This is a genomic window from Paraburkholderia tagetis (assembly GCF_022213065.1).
Lineage (GTDB): Bacteria > Pseudomonadota > Gammaproteobacteria > Burkholderiales > Burkholderiaceae > Paraburkholderia > Paraburkholderia tagetis.
The window spans coordinates 100,983-118,536 of sequence record NZ_JAKLJA010000023.1; the positions used below are offsets into that span (position 1 = coordinate 100,983).

The 17,554-nt window shown below is 60.4% G+C and carries 16 protein-coding genes; 11 read left to right on the forward strand and 5 right to left on the reverse strand.

All coding sequences use genetic code 11. The annotated features are described in order from the left end of the window. Position 1: 1 nt before the first annotated feature. The 9 genes from L5014_RS23765 (at position 2) to L5014_RS23805 (ending at position 9,102) form a co-directional block, all read left to right on the forward strand. Positions 2–475 carry a hypothetical protein gene (locus tag L5014_RS23765; protein WP_238466228.1) on the forward strand — a complete coding sequence of 158 codons (474 nt, stop codon included), beginning with the start codon at positions 2–4 and terminating at the stop codon, positions 473–475. Between the two features lie 9 nt (positions 476–484). Continuing rightward, on the forward strand, positions 485–874 hold the full coding sequence (locus L5014_RS23770; protein WP_238466229.1) for a hypothetical protein: 390 nt from the start codon (positions 485–487) through the stop codon (positions 872–874). A 159-nt stretch (positions 875–1,033) separates the two neighbouring features. Next, the gene (locus L5014_RS23775; RefSeq protein ID WP_238466230.1) at positions 1,034–2,686 is read left to right on the forward strand and encodes a patatin-like phospholipase family protein; all 1,653 of its coding nucleotides are present in this window, start codon (positions 1,034–1,036) and stop codon (positions 2,684–2,686) included. A gap of 101 nt (positions 2,687–2,787) precedes the next feature. Further along, complete coding sequence (locus L5014_RS23780; RefSeq protein ID WP_238466232.1) at positions 2,788–2,973, forward strand: hypothetical protein; 186 nt, start codon at positions 2,788–2,790, stop codon at positions 2,971–2,973. 236 nt (positions 2,974–3,209) lie between these two features. After that, positions 3,210–3,773, forward strand: coding sequence for a plasmid fertility inhibition factor family protein (locus L5014_RS23785; RefSeq protein ID WP_238466234.1), 564 nt, complete (start codon positions 3,210–3,212; stop codon positions 3,771–3,773). 577 nt (positions 3,774–4,350) lie between these two features. Next, on the forward strand, positions 4,351–5,253 hold the full coding sequence (locus L5014_RS23790; protein WP_238466235.1) for a phosphoribosyltransferase-like protein: 903 nt from the start codon (positions 4,351–4,353) through the stop codon (positions 5,251–5,253). After that, positions 5,250–7,103, forward strand: a complete 1,854-nt coding sequence (locus L5014_RS23795) for an ORC-CDC6 family AAA ATPase (protein WP_238466237.1) — start codon at positions 5,250–5,252, stop codon at positions 7,101–7,103. Before L5014_RS23790 ends, L5014_RS23795 begins: the two co-directional genes overlap by 4 nt. Positions 7,104–7,106: 3 nt before the next feature. Further along, positions 7,107–8,048 (forward strand): hypothetical protein, encoded by a 942-nt coding sequence (locus tag L5014_RS23800; RefSeq protein WP_238466238.1) that lies wholly within the window; start codon positions 7,107–7,109, stop codon positions 8,046–8,048. After that, the gene (locus L5014_RS23805) at positions 8,035–9,102 is read left to right on the forward strand and encodes a methyltransferase (protein ID WP_274389481.1); all 1,068 of its coding nucleotides are present in this window, start codon (positions 8,035–8,037) and stop codon (positions 9,100–9,102) included. Before L5014_RS23800 ends, L5014_RS23805 begins: the two co-directional genes overlap by 14 nt. A gap of 1,347 nt (positions 9,103–10,449) precedes the next feature. Here L5014_RS23805 and L5014_RS23810 read toward each other — a convergent pair. From L5014_RS23810 to L5014_RS23825, 4 genes are read right to left on the reverse strand one after another with little or no spacing between them, the layout of a single operon-like run. Further along, positions 10,450–10,812: a hypothetical protein gene (locus L5014_RS23810; RefSeq protein WP_238466242.1), complete on the reverse strand. Its 363-nt coding sequence runs from the start codon at positions 10,810–10,812 to the stop codon at positions 10,450–10,452. Beyond that, the gene (locus L5014_RS23815; protein WP_238466243.1) at positions 10,809–12,689 is read right to left on the reverse strand and encodes an integrase; all 1,881 of its coding nucleotides are present in this window, start codon (positions 12,687–12,689) and stop codon (positions 10,809–10,811) included. The genes L5014_RS23810 and L5014_RS23815 overlap by 4 nt, the downstream gene beginning before the upstream one ends. Then, entirely contained in the window at positions 12,686–14,566 is a 1,881-nt protein-coding gene (locus L5014_RS23820) for an integrase (RefSeq protein WP_238466245.1), read from the reverse strand. The genes L5014_RS23815 and L5014_RS23820 overlap by 4 nt, the downstream gene beginning before the upstream one ends. Beyond that, the gene (locus tag L5014_RS23825) at positions 14,563–15,975 is read right to left on the reverse strand and encodes a site-specific integrase (RefSeq protein ID WP_238466246.1); all 1,413 of its coding nucleotides are present in this window, start codon (positions 15,973–15,975) and stop codon (positions 14,563–14,565) included. Before L5014_RS23825 ends, L5014_RS23820 begins: the two co-directional genes overlap by 4 nt. A 146-nt stretch (positions 15,976–16,121) precedes the next feature. Between L5014_RS23825 and L5014_RS38665 the strand changes: the two genes are divergently transcribed. Together L5014_RS38665 and L5014_RS23830 are read left to right on the forward strand one after the other, a co-directional pair. Then, on the forward strand, positions 16,122–16,415 hold the full coding sequence (locus tag L5014_RS38665; protein WP_274389489.1) for a cation:proton antiporter domain-containing protein: 294 nt from the start codon (positions 16,122–16,124) through the stop codon (positions 16,413–16,415). Further along, positions 16,330–17,034 carry a cation:proton antiporter gene (locus L5014_RS23830; RefSeq protein ID WP_274389482.1) on the forward strand — a complete coding sequence of 235 codons (705 nt, stop codon included), beginning with the start codon at positions 16,330–16,332 and terminating at the stop codon, positions 17,032–17,034. The genes L5014_RS38665 and L5014_RS23830 overlap by 86 nt, the downstream gene beginning before the upstream one ends. A 32-nt stretch (positions 17,035–17,066) precedes the next feature. On the opposite strand, the gene L5014_RS23835 is transcribed toward L5014_RS23830, so the two are convergent. Beyond that, positions 17,067–17,210, reverse strand: a complete 144-nt coding sequence (locus L5014_RS23835; protein WP_234775444.1) for a hypothetical protein — start codon at positions 17,208–17,210, stop codon at positions 17,067–17,069. Positions 17,211–17,554 lie beyond the last annotated feature (344 nt).

Below are 17,554 nucleotides of genomic sequence, written 5' to 3' on the forward strand. Positions count from 1 at the left end.
GATGGATTTCCGGGCCGACCTTCGTGCGCATATCGACACGCGGCTCCTCGAATTGGGCTACGTTCCCGAGGCCGCCGGCGTCGTACGTGCGGAGGAGGCGCCCTACCTGATGCTGTTATTGCGGGCATTGCGACGCATGCCCGCAGCGACGCCGCGCCAGGCAATCCTCGCTCCGGGATTCGAAGTGCCAAGCGAACACGTTGATGGGTTCGGCGCCCTGATCCGTGCGGTGGAGAATGGGGCGAGCCTGCGGCCGTGGCTGAGCACGCTTGTCCGAAAACTGAAAAAGCGTGACGAACTGCTCGACGACTGGGGCATCCATCATTTTCACCTTGGCGCGGTGCCGTCCGCGAAGAATCGCGATTTCGTAGCGAGAACGGATGAAGTTGCCTTTGCCATGGTGCGTCCAGACGCTGTGTATTTTCTTGTCGCGACGAGCCATAACGCGCAGAAAGCGCCGAACGTCTGGACCTAGACCGAGCTCGTGGAAATCGTGCACGCGAACTGGCCCGAACGGATCGCGACACCGAAACGTCGCTCGAACGGCCCGCGGCTGACGGCGGAAGACCATGCGCGACTTCGCGATAAGAATGTCAACGCCGTCGTAACGATGCGCGACGGGACGTCATACTACCCGCCCGGCGGCGGCATGATGAGCAACGGTGACGCTAGCAGTGACTTCGCCTATCAGATGCAATTGCGCCGAAGACTTGAGTTCATCGAAACAACCATCGCGCAGCATGAGGCCGAGATCCGCGCGAGGATGGGCATTGGAGAGGCTGCCCCGGTTGAACTCAGGGCGCGATTCAGGATCGAGGAGAGCTTCGCGATTGAGATCTACGATCCCGCGCGTCACATTGAGCTGAGGTTCTGATCTGCGGACGGTAGGTATGGACGGGCTGAGCGGACATCGTGTGCCGCAACAGCGTTGACACTTTGACTGCCGCATCTGCGATCGCTTCAATGCACATGACTGAAATACGCGGGCTCCTCGAGTAACCGGGCGCGTAAACAAGAGTGAGAAATTCAAACGATGAGCGATGAACTGGCCGGGGCGGTAGAGCCCGGAAAGCTGGATCTGGACGGCGTGCGAGCCACGTTTCAGGGAGGCGGAGCAAAAGGTGTTGTTCACGTCGGTGCGCTGATGGCCCTCGAGGAACTCGGGCTGCCTGTCGTAGCGGCGGCAGGGACATCGGCCGGCGCGATGGTTGCGGCGCTTGTGGCTGCAGGATATACCGCAGCCGAACTGCTCGATCCCGAGTCGCGGAAGCATATCCTCGACCGCCTTGCTGATCCGCGCTTCAAGAGGGCGACCCACCTGTTCGGCCGGGGAGGCTGGTTAGCCATTGCCTGCCTCCGCCAGGCCGCGAGGTATCGCTACGTCGTTCTAGCGATCGCCCTGCTCATGTGGCTCGCGTTGGGCATGTTCGATGCTCGGCGTCCGCTCTGGGCGATGGGACTCGGCTTTCTTGCCCTAGGGGCGATAGGTGCGGGTTTCGCTCTTGCGTTGCAAGGAATCGCCTCTGTGCGCCATGTGCGTAATTTCATTGACGTCGCGATACGGGACAAGATTGCGCAGCGGCAGGGCATCCCGCGCGACACCATTCCGGAAAACCTCTCGTTCCGCCACCTCGACCAGTACGGGTGCATTGGCCTGAAGATCGTCGCAACGAATGTGACGGACGAGGTCGGCGAGGTGTTCTCGCTGCAACGTACGCCGGATGTGGCCGTTGCCGACGCGGTTGCCGCTTCAATCTGCCTGCCGGTGATCTTCCGGCCATGGCGTTTCAATTGTGTGAGGGGCTCGGGCGTGTCGGCCGACGCCGCGATGCGGAGTTTTCAGGATGGCGGGCTGATATCGAATCTTCCGGTATGGACCCTTGCCGATGAGGTACAGAGCGATCGCGTTGTGACGATCGCATTCGGGATCCGGCAGCCGCTGAAACATCGGGACCGCTTCTGGTTCACGGCGCTCGCATCGTCCGTTGTTTCGGGGACGATGGAGCTCGACACGCACGGCGTCGAGATGGTTCACGTGCCGATCCAGTGTGAAATGGACACGCTTGCGTTCGACGACCGCCTCGACGACCTATGTCAGGTGGTCAAGAACACGAAAGCGAGGGTGGTCAACCGCATCATTGAAGACTGCCAGACATTTCCACGCATACTTGCGGTCGCGTCCGACGATGTGCAGGAAGCCGTCACTGCGGTACTGAAAAGCTACGAAGCCAACTGGCTTGTACACGGAGGTGCGATCGAGGTCGTGGTGGCGCTGGCGATGCAGGAGCGTGGAAACTACAGCGATTACGTTGTCGGTTATCCGAGCAAGTCCAGCCCGCTTCCTGAGGTTCCCTTCGAAACTCTCTCAGAGGCGTGGGAGTCGAACCAGTACTCGCTTGAGAAGTTCACGCAGGCGGGTGGCTCCATCTGGACCGGGCCTTACTGGCGTCTCGTTGTACCGGTCTCAGCGCGAACCGATCCGGATGTCGTGCCGCTGGTCGACGGCCAACGCGAGCGGCCGCTTGTATTCATCATTGAATTCGAGGCGACGCCCAGAACTGATCCGGACACCAGTGCCCAGTTCACGCAAGCGGTTGGCGCAATCGCGCCGGGCGTGATAGCGTATAGTCAGGAACAAGGTCTTTATTCCGTCGTTCAAAGGGTCACATCAACGCCATGGCACTGATTTCCTCCAAGCCTCCGACTGCTTCGAAGCCAGCTTCGGCTGCAAAGAAGCTCGTCGTCCGGCGCGCGAGCAAAAGCGCTGCTCCAGTGCACGGGGTCGTCATGAAGAAGGCGGCCAGCACACCCGTGACGCGCGGCCGATACGCAGGCGATTCTGTGATCGGCGCGTTCAAGGCGGCGATCGATGCGCACGGCAACAGGCTGAAGCAGTTGACCGACGACGCGAATGCTCAAGCTGACGAAGCGGACAGGAAGGCAAGCGCGGGCAACGTTCGCGTGGTCGCCTGACGGATTCGTGCAGCTTCAATAAAAGGGCCGGCCGGCCCTTTTTGTTTTTTGGCGCCAGGCTGCAAACGCCTGCCCATGCACGGATCTCGAGTAGCGAGATGACCTGTTCCGCTTATACCGAAACGTGACGATATCTGATTATTTGAATAACAAAACGATATAATCTGGCCTCTTCGTCTTCGAATAGCCGCCCTTCTGCCGATAACAAAAAACTTTCAACGACAAAAGGGAAGTGCATGGAAACGAAACTAGGCCTTCGCCCGTACTACACCGCGCAGGAAATGGTTTTCCGGATCAAAACAGCTACCGGCCCGGTGTATATGCGAACCGCACGCACGAACTTCTTGAACGAGGAGCGGGCGGTGGTCGAGGTTGATACGCATCGCTTCATCGAATTGTGGAAGCGCGAGCCCTACAGCAGCCCCCGCTCGGAGGCCCATGGCACGCCAGTCTCCTGGAAGGCTGATCGCAAATTCGCGGACGCCGTCAAGGGCTTCGGGCATGGGGACTCGAACCCAGTGCCGCTCGCGAACATCAGCTGCCTGATGGCCAACGAGAAGGTCCCCGTGATCGAGAAGCGGTGGGGTTTATTCAAAAAGTCGGTAGGGTACGCGGAGCACACCTTTCCATACGTGGCCTTCACCGACGGCATCACACGCACGATCTGGCTCGCGGCGCATGGGGCGCCGTGCTTTCCGGTGGAGTGCCATGTTCGCGACGCCGAGCTCTTGCAGAAAGAGGCGGGCACGGAAGGCAGCAAATGGATGACGGTGGACAACCTCATCCCGGTCTCGGCGTAATCCGATCGCGCGAGGCGCAGGCGGTCGATGACGCGCCTGGCGTGGACCGCCGTAGTGCGTGACCCCGGTTACTAGACAGGCGGGAATAGCGTGACCGCGGTGAATGATATGAGCGCCCCCCACCCATCGTTATGTGTCGCGTCGGCAGTGCGCCTGGGGGATGAGGCCGGCCAGGCGAAATCGCGGAACGCTAGGTTTTGCAGCTGACCGTTCTCACCAACGTGTTTCCAGGATGGTCGTCTCCCGTACATGCTCACCCCCGGCTCTGAGCGAACGAGACGCATCTGGTTCGAACTGGCCGGCGACAACGCGGTGTCCGCACTCCCAGGCGAATCGGGCAACGCGGGTCACGCCAGCCCACGACCGGCTGGATGACGGTTACGAGGCGCTATGGCTCATGTCGCCTCGCGATCGGGGAAGTCGACCAAACGGCGCCTCAGTGCTGGGTTCGGTCGAGGAGTCCTCCCGTGATGCCGTGAACCGCTTACAATTCCGCTGGGGAAGCTGCCCGGCGTGCTGCCGCAAGCCGCCGGGCGGATGGACGACCAGCTAGTGGTGCCCATAATATTCAGAGTGCATGAGATCCGATCAGTATATTGATACCGTTGTCGAAAAATGTTCGGCGCTGGTGGCTTCGGGGTTGTGGTGCCGGACGCCGATAGTGCGGCCGGCGGCATGGCTCAACAACTTCGAGAAGGAAGATCAGGTCGCAGCCGCGGTGCTGCTTGACCACTTCACCTACTTCGCCAGCAATGCGGTCGACCAGATGCTCATGTCCTTGTACCGCCAGATGCGCGACGGGCTCATCTCAAGGATGGGCCCGGAAAGAGCGCTGGCGACGCTGGATAATGCCGTTTTCACGAGTGTTGAAGGCGAAGATCCGAACGTCACCGACTCAGGGAATCTCTTTTGTCGAAAGCTGCGTCAGACCGCCAGAATCGCCGACAATCGTTTTATGGATCCGAAGCGCGCCCTTGAGCAAGCGAAGGCTGGGCGCCTCGTGGTTTTCCTTGACGACATACTTGGATCAGGAAGCCAGATCTCGGCAACGTGGAAGCGTGACTATCTGAGCCAGCAACCGTACTCGTTCGCCGACCTCGAGGCCACAGACGGTTTGCACGTGATTTATGCGACGCTGGTTGCGACACGCACAGGCCTGGACCGGCTGCGCGCCGATCTCACGGGACTGCAGGTCGTCGCGGCCCATGTACTCGAATCTCCTGACACGGTCGCGGGTATTCCACGAAGCGCACTGAAGCCAGACCTCGATGACATTCCGGGAGCGATCCAGCGGTTGCTCGAAAAATATGCGCCTCGGCTCGGTGTGCCGCAGTATCTTGAGGCTCCGCGCACTCGCATGTATGGCCACACCGAGGCCGGCTTGCTGCTCGCGTTCGAGCACTCGACGCCCGATTCTACTCTCCCGATATTCTGGGCCGTTGGGCCAGATCAATGGACGCCACTGGTGCGACGCGTATGAGCTCAAACAAGGAAGTTGTTCAGCATCTGTTTGGCGACTACCGCGCCGAATGGTCCCAGCCCGACTTTGCATCGCTGTTTACTCCTCCTCCGTACACAGAAAAGCTGGTTCACCAAAGGCCCAGCTTTCTGGTAGGAGGTCGGGGAACAGGAAAGACTACGGCGTTGCGCTCGCTTCGCTTTGACGCGGCGCATGCGCGTTCCCAGGCCTCGGAATCCGGCGGGAATGGATTGCAGCACTACGGCATCTATGTCCGGATCAACAAGAACCGCGTGCGAGCGTTTTCGGTCACGGAACTCGGTCCGACGGATCGGCAGCGCGCGTTCGCCCATTATTTCAACATTCTCACCTGCATCGAGCTTTGCCAGCTGTCCAGTTGGCTCGAGCGGGATCGCCCGTCCGGCCGGCCGATCGCGGTTGATGCAATAGCGATCACTTTCGGGTTGGACGATGTAAGCGATCTGAGGCACTTTCAGACGGCGCTTACGGCAGGCCTGGCTCAGTTGGAGTTGTACGTGAACAACGGCGGCCGGACAACGTCGCCGACCCTGTCGGCAAGCGATGCACCACTGAAGGCATTTGCGTCGGCCCTCACCGACGCCGGATATCTGGAAAACAAGCTCCTCTTCTGCTGCATTGACGAGTACGAAAACCTCGCGCTTGAACAACAGTCGCTGCTTAACGCGTATATCAAGCATTCAGAGCCGCCAATCTCGTTTAAGGTTGGCATGCGGCGGGGCGGACTCAAGACGCACCACACGCTTGACTCGGGAGATCAACTCTCGACGCCCGATGACTTTGCCATCATCGACATCGCGGAGGAGCGGTTCGACACGTTTGCGGAAACCGTCGCGAATCATCGTTTAGCGAGCGCGAGAAAGCGCGGCGTCCCGATCCCGGAGTCGCTGGCAGAGTTTCTGCCGGAAATGTCGTTCGATGAGGAGGCCAAGTCGTTGGGATGCGCGCGGGTCGCCGCGCTTGCTGAGCAAGGCCTGCAGAATGCACCGGCGAAAGTACGCGAATGGTTTGCTTCGCTGCCGAATTCGAAATCCTATTTCCTTCAGTACTGGCACGAAAGCTCCGGGGAGCCGTTGGCCGAATTGGCGACAAGCTGGATGGAGAGCCCTTCCGAGTGGGATACGAGACTGGGGAACCACGGAGTCTCGAGTCTTTTCTGGCTATCAAAAGGGCGCAAGGGAGCGCGGATCCGGAAATATTACGCGGGAATCGGCACGTATCTCGCGCTCGCGTCTGGAAATATCCGCTTTTTTCTCGAACTCATTGATGAAGCGATCCAACATCAGCTCGAAAACGGGTGGGATGGCGAAGCACCCCTGGTAATTCTCCCACGCTCGCAAACCGAATCAGCGCGGCTCGTCGGGAAGCGTCGACTCGCCCAGCTGGAAGGGCTCAGTGAGCACGGGGTCGAAATCAAGCGTCTTGTCCTTGCGATCGGCAAGACGTTCTTCGAATTCGCCCGTGACCCGATTGGAAGGGCACCGGAACAGAATTCGTTCGTTGTAAGCGGAGAGCCCACTTCTTGCGCAAAAATCCAGCCGATCCTCGACGACGGCGTCGCAAACCTGGCATTCGAGGTGACGGCTAGAACAAAGCCGACGTCCGAACTGGAAATGAAGGACGATGAATATCGTCTCCATCCCATCTTTTGCGCATTCTTCGAATACTCCCATCGACGGAAGCGCCGGGTAACGTTTCGGGCCAGCAGCTTGCTGAAGCTGTCCAGTCATCCCGCAACGGCACTGGCGGAGATGATGAACACCGGGAGCCCGGCGCCAACCGATGAGCTCCCCGCCCAGCTCGCGATGTTTACCGATTTTTACCAAGGCTGATCAATGAATCGTTACATCGCACACGACGGCCATACCGAGACGGTTGCGGCGCTCAGGGAGCAATACCTGGCTGAGGACGCGGCCTACATTTTTGGGGCATTCAGCGAGGAGCACAGGCTCCAGCAGGCCATATGGCGAGAAATGCTTGATAAGCGTCCTGGGCAATGCGTCCAGATCATCGAACAGCTTGAGACAGCCATACGCTACAGGACAGCGGAGACCGAAGCTTTGGTGGGTCTTTCGGACAATGATGGACTCCAAAGGATTCTCAAGTCCCGCACGGTCTATGTCGATATCACGGGGCTTAACCATAGCGTCTGGGCAGCGCTGCTGCGTGTGTCGCTGTCGGCCTGCGAGTCGATCTATTTTGTCTATACGGAGCCTGGCGCCTACAAGGAGCACGAAAGCCCTTCATCATCGAGTCTTTTCGATCTGACCTCAACGTTTGGGGGGGTATCCCCCCTTCCAGGAATGGCGAATCTTGCGGGCCCGGACCGAGACGTGAAAAGTGTACTCGTGCCGTTTCTCGGCTTCGAGAGCGCGCGCGCCAAGCATATCGCACTGGACTTCGATCCGCAGCCGCAGATCATGCCGATCGTTGGTCTCCCCGGGTTCAAGACCGACTATCCGCAGATCACGATATCCACCAATGAGGAATTCCTGAACGACGCGCGGGCCTATGATCACATTCGATTTGCTCGTGCCAGCTGTCCGTTTGAGGCGTATTCGGCGTTGTTTGAAATTCACCGAGACAATCCAGGCAGCTTTCTGCATATCGCTCCGACAGGCACCAAGCCGCATGCGCTCGGTGCAGTTTGGTACGCACTCGATCATCCGAGGGATACCGAAATCATCTATGACCATCCGATTCGCAAGGGAAAGCGAACGACCGGTGTGGGACCCACTCACATTTATTGCATAAAGCCACGCGATGCTCACATCTGATTCGGATGCTTACTACTCGCCGGGACATGTAGCAGACGTGGTTGCGCAAACGGTAGGGCACGCGCGATTGAAGTCGGTCCTTGACAGTCATTGTGGCAGGGGGGCTCTCCTTGACGCCGTAGAGAGATTCTTTCCCAATGTCCATTGCGCGGGAATCGACCTGGACGGAAGCGCGATCTCGCATCTCCGGAAGGCGCGGCCCCATTGGACACTGGTACGTGGTGACTCACTTTCTTGGGCGACGTGGGAGAGGGTGCGCTCGAAATTGAAGGAGAGCGTGGACGTCGCCGTGCTCAACCCGCCTTTTAGCATGGGGCAGGCTAAGGGCGTGGACATTGAGCTTGACGGAAGGACGATCCGCGGAAGCCTCGCGATGGCTCACGTTATCGCCACAATTCACCACTCAAGGCCCAAGCAAATCGTTGCGGTCCTTCCCGAGTCGACCATGTTCGCCGACATGGACAGACAGGGTCGCGCTGAACTGCATTCGCTTTACGACGTCGATGTTGTTTCTCAGTTCAAGAGCTCGACGTTTCGAGGAGCCAGAGCAAATTCGCTGCTGGTTGCAATGACGAAACGTTCAAGGCAGCGTTCCAGAAAGCCGGCCGACCAGACGAAGGGTTCTGTCGTTGAAGGCACAATCGTGCGAGGCGGCCTCGCGTGTTTCGAAGCTGTTTTGGCGCGCGGAGGCTTGCCCTTTATCCATTCCACGGATATCAAGGATCTTGTGCGAGGGGCACCTATATCGTCGCTTCGTAAGGTGCGGCCTTTCACGCGCGGAATTGTCGCTGGCCACGTGATCCTGTTGCCGCGCGTCGGGATCCCCAAAAAAGAAAACATTAGCGCTTGGTATGTCGACACTGACGTGCAGCTGTCCGACTGCGTCCTTGCGTTGCAGTACCCGGGTGCGACCGAGGCGAGGGCTCGTGCCGAGACGATCCAGCGCGACTATGAAGCCCTCGCAGGTCTTTATAGAGGGACCGGTGCGAGATATGTGACCGTCGAACGCCTGAAAGATTGGTTGAGCGCGACTCGACAGACAGATGGGAGCTGAATCGGTAGGGATACCCGTCATCTTCGTACCGCAACACAGGCCGCTTTGTGAGCGCGGATGATGAGACAGAGTACCGAGGTTCGGCTCGGCAGCCGGCTCATCGGCATCGTTCGGTAGCGGATTGACCCCGTAAGTTCACACTGTTCCTATGCCAGGCGCCGCTGCAGAGTTACCGAGCCCAGTGCCAATCGCTTCACCTTCTCATCATGAGTTGCTTTGCCAGGCAGTGCGCAACTTCGCTTTCATTTGCGCACTTGCAGGCAAGTCTTGACCGTCAAGACTGCCCCACCTTTCTGGGTGTATGTCTCCGAGTGCTCGAATCAATTCAGTGTCGGCGTAGAAAGGACAAAGCGTCACAGCGTTCCGCTGAACCCCCGGATGCTCATCGCTCAACGCGAGTTTGAGACCTTCCTGGATATGACGGCGCGACATTCGTAGAACACAATAATTCTGCCAATCCAGATTCCCGCGGAAACTACCGCCGCACAACGAAGGTCATAGGGCGGTCGCGGTGTCGATGGCGGTCAGGAACCGCGCAAATCCGTCGACATGCAGTTGACGTGATCTCGTGATCGCGATAGTGGCAGCGATGGAGATAGTCGTTGACGCTGGGTGCGTCGGAAGGAGCCCGTAGGGCGAGTGCAGACGCGCCCAGCGTCGAGGCAAGCCGGCCTGGGTGCGTGTTAGAAAGGCGGTTCGCCGAAGAAGAAACAACAGATGCGACGCCGATCTGACTTGGCGGTTGGCCGGCGTCGCATCTCCACTCCACCCCTTGCAGCCGACAGGCAGGCAAGGGGCACGCGTGTGTGCCAAGTATGGCATCACGCGCGGATTCCGTCGATTTCCTTGCCTTGCTTCTTCGGCGCGTCACGGGGACCGCCGATGCAGGCTACGGGCCGTATGTTCCTGTGCGCGCGCTGCCGCGCACAGGTCTTTATCTGTCGCCATTGCGATCGCGGTGGGTACGCGCAAGAGAAAAACAATGGACATCAGCCGGAGCCTTGAAAATACTGGGATCTGCAGTCAGCAGGATGTCCATTTGGTGAACCGATAAAGTGGACAGAACGACCGTCGGAGTGTCCATCTTTCGCCGCAGGTTTCGCATGGTTGGAAGCCCGATAAAGCCGGGCTTCCAACCATGCTGGAGCGTGTCAACCCATCGCGCGTCAAGGGTTCACTTCGCCGGGCTGCGCCCGCCCTTGACCCGTTCAGCGGAGTCACAGAACCACGATCGGATTTGATGCGTCACTATGCCGGGTGACCCGTAGTGGGAATCTTCGCGAGCACCTGGTCGACGCAGGCAAAGCAACCCAGGTGCCCGTTTGGAGCGAGGACGCCCGCACCGATCTAGCGCGGCTGCAGGGGCAGGACGCTACCGCCCCGCAGCGCGACCAGTTCCTTGCGCAGGTTGAATACCTGACGCAGCAGTGAGAGTTCACGCGCGAGCGATTCGTCAAGCTGTGCCTGCAGATCCTTTGCATCACCCTTCGCGCGGTTCAGACGCTCACTCAGTTCGAGCTTCGGGCGCCCGGCTACCACGTTGGCCGCGTCAATCGCTTCGATCAGTTCGGAGAACTGCGGGCGCGACTTCTTGATGCTCCCCTTCTTGCGGCCCGCCTCGATCGCCACGGTGTCGTTGTTGATACGTGCACCCTTGCGTTTCTTCAGCCGCTCAAGGGCGGCGTAGTAGTCGGTCATGGCGTCGCTCATGCTGCCTCCGGTTTGATCAGTTTCTTCTGCGCGTCAAGCAGTCGTTGCAGCGTCTGGGCCTCGATACGGTATTCGACGCTCGCCTCATCGACCGCGCGCAGCTTCGCGACCGTAACCTGCTGCGCCTTGATCACGCGCTGAAGCTTTGACGGCATGACGACGAGATTGCGGCAGTTCGATTCAAGGCAATCCAGACGCATCCAGTCGAGTGGCGTCGACTTGCACGGCTCAACGCTGACGCAGCCGCCCAACACTGTCTCTCGGTACGCCAGTTCGCCCTTCCCGAACATCCTCACCGTCTGCTCGCGCGAATAAACCGACACCGGCGAAGCCTGCACGGCACGGCTCTGCACCCACGCTGCGTGCCCGCCGAACAGCCGCTCGTCAGCGAACAGCACCTGCTCGGCGTACGCGAGATATTCGGACAGGCCCTGCGTCTCGGCCCATTCCTTCGCGAAGTGGGTCCTGTCGGTGTCGATGAAGCCCTTCGCGAACGCCGAGCCGCGCGCATAGTAGGTGCTCATCTCCTGCGTGAGGTGCTGCAGTTGACGTTTGAGCGTCGGTAGCGTCACGAGGCCGCTCCGATGGGCGAAGAGGGCCAGGGTCCTGCGAAGCTGGTGCCGAGTGAACGGCCACTGCTGCCCGAGCGCGTACTTCGGCTCGTGTTCCCACGCGCGGTGCATGTCAACACGCTTCAGTTCAGCGATATCCTCCGCCGTGATCGTCGGGAAGACGCGCTCGCGAAAGGCTTCGATTTCGTTATGTACGTTACTCGCCGCCCGGTTTGCCACGTACTTAAGATGCAGACCCATCCGGCAGAACAGCAGGTGCGAACCGTCCGTCGATTCGGCGTAGCCCTGCTCGCCGTGCGCACGGTGTGCCTCGCCCGACAGGCGTTGCGCGAGCCTGACGGCACGGGCGGCAAGCGGGCTGGTCACCCAGCATGCGCGCCTGGGATGCCCTCCCGACAGCTTGGTCGTGACGCCCTCGATGGTGTAGTGGGTCACGCCATCCAGACGGGTCTCGCGCAGGCAGTCGTACGGCAGGGTCGCCGCTTCCATCGCACGCATGCCGGTGAATGACAGGATGACAAGCTGACATAGCGCACCGATCGACGCCACGAGCGACAACACGACGAAAGGGGAGTTCTTGCACGCGAAGTGCCCAGCAGTCCGCACCAGTTCCTCAGGGATGCTCGGAATCTCGCCAGCGTACTTACGTGCGAGGTAGTCCGACAGGATGCCAGCGACACCCTCTGCGACGCCGAGGTCGTGCTCACAGGACGACAGGAAGTGCTGGTAGATCCGCGTCGGGATGACAGGGTATTGTGAACTTCCTGCTCGTTGCGCGTAGCGTTCGAGCAGAGGCTTGTGCAGTTGGGCCAGCGGTACGCGCAGCCCCGTGGCTCCGACGCCCAGACGGTGAAGCTTTACCAGAAGCGAATGAAGAGGATTGGCCTTTCTCTCCCTCCCAGCATGCGCCACATAGTCCAGAACAACGGCAGCGCAGGACAGCCCCTCGTAGAGCGTAAGCTCACGTTCGGCAGCAAAGAACGTGAATGCCTTCAGGCAAGTTAAGCCAGATTGAAGCGTACCGAACACCGGTACCGTATCGGTCGCTTCGTGCATCAGAAGGTACATCACCTGCTTCCACTGACGCGTAGTCGCCTCTGAAAGGGCACGGCTCACGCCGTCAGGCAGGTGGCCTCTGAAGTAGATTTGGGTGCGCGGTCCAATCGTATATGCCCGGATGTCCCAGGCGTCGTCACCAAACAGCGAAGCCGCGTTTCCAGCCTTGTCGCGCGTAACCACCGTATCGTCTTCGACCCGATACCAGTCGGGGCGCTCAGCGATCGCCGCGATCAATGTGTTGTTCATGCCACTCCCAGTTCGTAAAGCTGGTCGAGCTTGGTCGACCAGAAAGCGTCCAGATTCCCTTCAATATCGACGTCCTGCTCGATCTGATGAACCAAAGCGGCGTCGCGCTTGCGCAGTTCATCCAGCAGAAAGTCAACGCGCCGCAGCACGGCACCGAACGAGCTGTCGTACTCTTCGATCGAGTCGGCACGTCCGCTCACGAGCCTGACGCAGTGGCGGCAGCTCAGCAGCTTGCGGACGTCGGCAGCGTCAGCGTGCACGCGGTACTGGTCGCAGAAAAGACACCCTTCGGTCGAGTGGCAGTCAGGCTGTACCGTGACCGAAGCCGCGATCGGCGCAGGCTTGTGGAACCCGATGCAGACACCCACCGCGCTCCTGATGCTGCCCGCCGGGTCGTCGCCGGGCTTCAGCACGGTCTTCTCGACCGAAGCGAGGAATGCGCCCATCTCAGCCTTGTGCGCGGCATCCGTACCGTTCGAGTACGAGCGCAGCGCCGTTTCCACCGAGTGCCCCATCAGCCTGGCCGCGACGACAGGGCCGTGGTTGCTCACCGCCCAATCCTGTTTCGCCGCACGCCATTGGCGTGCTGTAATGCGCGGCAGCACGATCCCGAGCGTGTCGAGTCGACGGTAAAGCAGATCCAGGAAGTTGATTGAAAGACCGGTTAGCCGCCCCGGCTGGGCACGGTGTCCGACTACGACGAACAACGCGTCGCAGTCTGCGTCCTGCACCAGATACTCGCGCAACGCCAGATATGCCGTGAGCTTTGGCATGAAGCCCAGCGAGACGGTGAACGTAACCTCGTTCCCGCCTGCCCGGTACTTGACCTCGCGAAACTTCTGACGCGCGACCGACGTATCCTGCAGGCTCGCGGCAAGCTCCGGGCTCCACTTCATGGCCAGCAGTTGCGCGAGGCTGATGCCCGTTTCGGCCAGAAACAGCGCGGCGAAACAATAGACCGCCATCGACGCATGCAAGCGACGGATAGGCGACCGTGCGTTCTTGTTCGCCGCCGCAAGATGTTTAGCAGCAAACCAGGCAACGCCCCGTGAACGGTTAAAAGGATCTTTAGCGCCAGCCTCAGCCATGCGCGTTATGAGTTCTTCCCGGGTGCGCAGCTCGCCTGTTTCCAGATTCCAGCCAGCCAGGCCAGGCGAGTCGTTGCCTTCACGGCGGTTGTGTCTGTGCGGAACAAGGCAAAGACTCTCGCCTCGCGCCGTGCTCACGTGCATCGGGTACGGCTTGAAGTCGAGCACCAGCATGCTGATGCTGCTGAAGAGCGCATCAGCCCACGCAAGCAGGGCGGCTTGTGCACCGGCGTCAGGCACAGCTGTCGGCACAGCCGCTTCCTGTTGCCAGCGCAACACCCGCGCATCGGCGCAGAACTCGTCGTTTCGGAAGAGCTCGCGTAGCATCGACAACAGATTACGCTGATAGGTGCCGACGGTATTGCGGCTCAGGTTGCCCTGCGAGACCTGTTCGCGCTTCTCACCGAAGTAGCGATGAACAGCCTCCGTCGTAGGCTTCTCGTCACAGAGCACCTGATGCAAGCCCTGCCTGTCGGCCCAGTTCACGAAGTCAAGCACGTCGCGTAGCGCACCGTAGACCGTCTTCGGACGCATCACGCCGGGGGTCACCTGCGCGGAAAGCTGCGTCACCAGCAGACGTACAACCCTGGCGCGTTCGCTGCAGAAGCTTGTGTGGTCGAAAGTGTGTCGCGTGCGCTGCGGGTTCGACGTGTCGCGCGTCAGATAGCAGATCTGACCGATATCGGAACGTCTGCTCATGCCTTCCCACCTGAGCAGCGCGCGCTCGGGGTGCAGCAGCAGCGTGCCTTCCGCGAGCGGCATGCACACTTCCTCGTACTGGCGACTCATGCTGCCTCCACCGTGTCGAGGGTGCGCGTGACCAGCGTCGACAGGTGTGCTCCCCAGCCGTCCTGTACAGCGTCGAACAGCTTGCGATTATCGCGGTAAGCGAGATAGCGTTCAGTCATTGAAGGGTGTACGTGCCACATCAACTGCCGCAACTGATCGAGCGCCCGCGTGTACTTCGTCCCGTTCGCCGTCATCGCGTCGACCATGTTCAGCCCGAAAGTCGCGCGCAGGTCGTGGAAACTGAACTCGTACCTGGGGTTGTCGAGCCGCACACGCATCATGGGCAACAGTTCGTCCCTGATGAACTGGCGTACAGCCTGTCCTGTCTTGAAGTGACGGCGTACGCGCGGGCCAGTGCTAATCGGGGCGCGCGACGCGCGATCCTCGTAGAGCGACGCACCGCGATGGCTCAGAAAGAGCGGCTGGTCGGGGTGATCGTCACCGTCTGCCAGACGGCGACGCTTGCGCGCGCGATCGCTGTGCACGTAGATGTAGAGCCGCTCGTAGAAACTGCGCGGCAGGTGCAGCACGCCCTTGACGCCACCCTTCGTGTCGATGCCCGTACCCGGCCCGCAGGCGAGCCGGATGTCGGCGCCCTGAAACTCTCCCGGCTCGCGCATCACGTGTTTGGCCCGCACGGTCAGTACCGTCTGGATGCGGGTGCCCGTCAACAGCGCGAACAGATGAATGAGCGTCATCTCGGTGTTGCCGAGAGCGGCTAACGATTCAAGCAGCACCGACTGCTCGGATGAGGGTAGCGGGCGCAGGCGACCGCCGTCCTGGATGTGATCGTCCCACGGGTCTTCTGCGCGCCGACCACTGATCGACAGGTCGGTGGTCTTGACCTCGATCACGCTGCTGAAACCCTTCTGGTCCCTGAACTCGATGAAACGGTCAGATTCGACCCACGGCGCGTTCGCGGGCCTGAAGCCTGCTTCGGTCATGAGCCAGCGATAGAAGCGCACCGCAGCGCCCATCCGACGCCTGGCGACACCCGGAGACAGTTCGCCTGCCTGCACGGCTAGCCTGATCGAGGCGCTATAGCGGTAGGTCGGACGTTGCCGCTTGTTCGCGGGAAACGTCAGCCAGTCGACGCCCTCGTCATCCAGATAGCGATGGAACGCCACCAGGTCGTCTGCGATGCTGGCGAACGTCAGCATGTTGGGCGACGACTTCGATTCCATCATGTCGATGAGCCAGAGGTTCGCCTCAGCCCACGGCGCGCCGTCAGCGAGCCGGACAACAGGAAACAGAGGGAAGGTGCCTGCGATCCACTGCGGGCGGGCGTCGCGTCGCTTGCCGGTGTCGGGGTCTCCGAGCGGAACGGTGTGATAGATGGTGCCGCCCTCGGGCGTGGTGATGCTGACGGGCGTCGCGCCGGGAGTGTCGCGGTCAACGACCTCGGTCAACGGGAGTCGCCGGATGGTCGTTCGTCTTGCTGTCATCATGCAGGTCCTCTGCTGTGTTTGTGGGGATGTCCGCTTTAACACAGCCTGCGAGTACCAGGAAATCGTTCTTCACTTGCGCATAGGTGGGCTTGATCGCAGCGGTCGGGATGTGGGGGTTGGGATTACCTTTGGGCGCAGCGGTACTTCTCGGCGGCATTCTGGCGCCCACGGACCCCGTTCTCGCCTCTGGCGTGCAGACCGAGCGCGGTACCGATCCGGATCAATTGCGTTTCAGCCTCGCTGGCGAAGGGGCATTGAACGACGGCACCGCGTTTCCGTTCGTGACGCTGGGGTTGGCGTTACTGGCGCGGCATATTGATCGGCGCAGGGCTTGGCGCCCTCATTGGCCGACTTGTCGTTTATCTGCGTACGCGGCATTCCCAGGCCGTCGGTCTGGATGAATTCCTGTCGCTCGGCGTGATCGCCGTTGCCTATGGCGCGGCGCAACTGTGCCACGCCTCGGGGTTTCTGGCTGTTTTTGCTGCGGGCCTCGCTTTTCAGCGGGTGGAGGACAAGCCTCAGGCCGGTACCGTGTCCCTCGGTGCCGCGCCCGGTGCGGAAGGTCATGCGTATGGCGTGAAAGCGACGCACTCGCATCATGCCAGCGCAGTCATGACCGGCGCGGTGCGGGCATTCAATGCTCAACTGGAACGCCTTGCTGAGCTTACGCTCGTCTCGCTGGTCGGCGCGTTGCTGCCTTATGCCATGGCGTGGAGCGCGCTATGGTGGTTCATTCCGGTGATGTTCGTGCTTGTGCGTCCTGCCGCCGTCATGGTCGGAACGCTCGGTGTGGCTAGCGCGGGGCGTGCGCGCGCGATGGTGTCGTGGTTCGGAATACGCGGAATCGGCTCCGTGTTTTATTTGATGTTCGCGATTCGTCACGGCGTAAGCGAACCGCTGGCAAAGCAGTTGATCACGCTGACGCTCGCGATGGTTTCGGCGTCCATTTTTGCGCACGGGATGTCGATACGGCCATTGATGAAATGGTATGGGCGGCGCCCGGCGTCGCTGGAGGGGTGATGCCGGCCCCGATCCGCGCGATCGGGAGCGTGCTATTTCTTCTTTTCCGGCTTGCGGGTTAGCGTGATTTTCGATGTTGTCGCCGAAGCTCTTTCTACAACTGGAGACAGCAGCTTTTTCGGTTGTTTAGGTTTTTTTGCTTCACGGTTACCGCGTAATTGACCCTTTGCCATCATGCTTCTCCCATTATTTCAGTCGCGGAAGCAACTGCCATGTCGCCTATTCTGGGCGCATTGGAGGACGTTGTCGCTATCTATTTTTGGCAAGACGCCGGGAATGGCGTAGTTCGACGGACAGGGGAGCCGTTATCGAGGAGGGATTGCCCCCGGCAGCTTCTGGCGGCAAGCGTTCGCCGACGTATCCCACGTCATCGTCGGTGCTTAAGCGCGCACGGCCAATGCGCCGGCGGCGCGGTACGGTAACGTACCGACGCTCAATGCGATCACGTGCATCGTTTGCTGTGTATCCCTGGCTCTCACGACCAGGGTGTTGCGACGGCCGAGTGCGGACTGATCGAGCC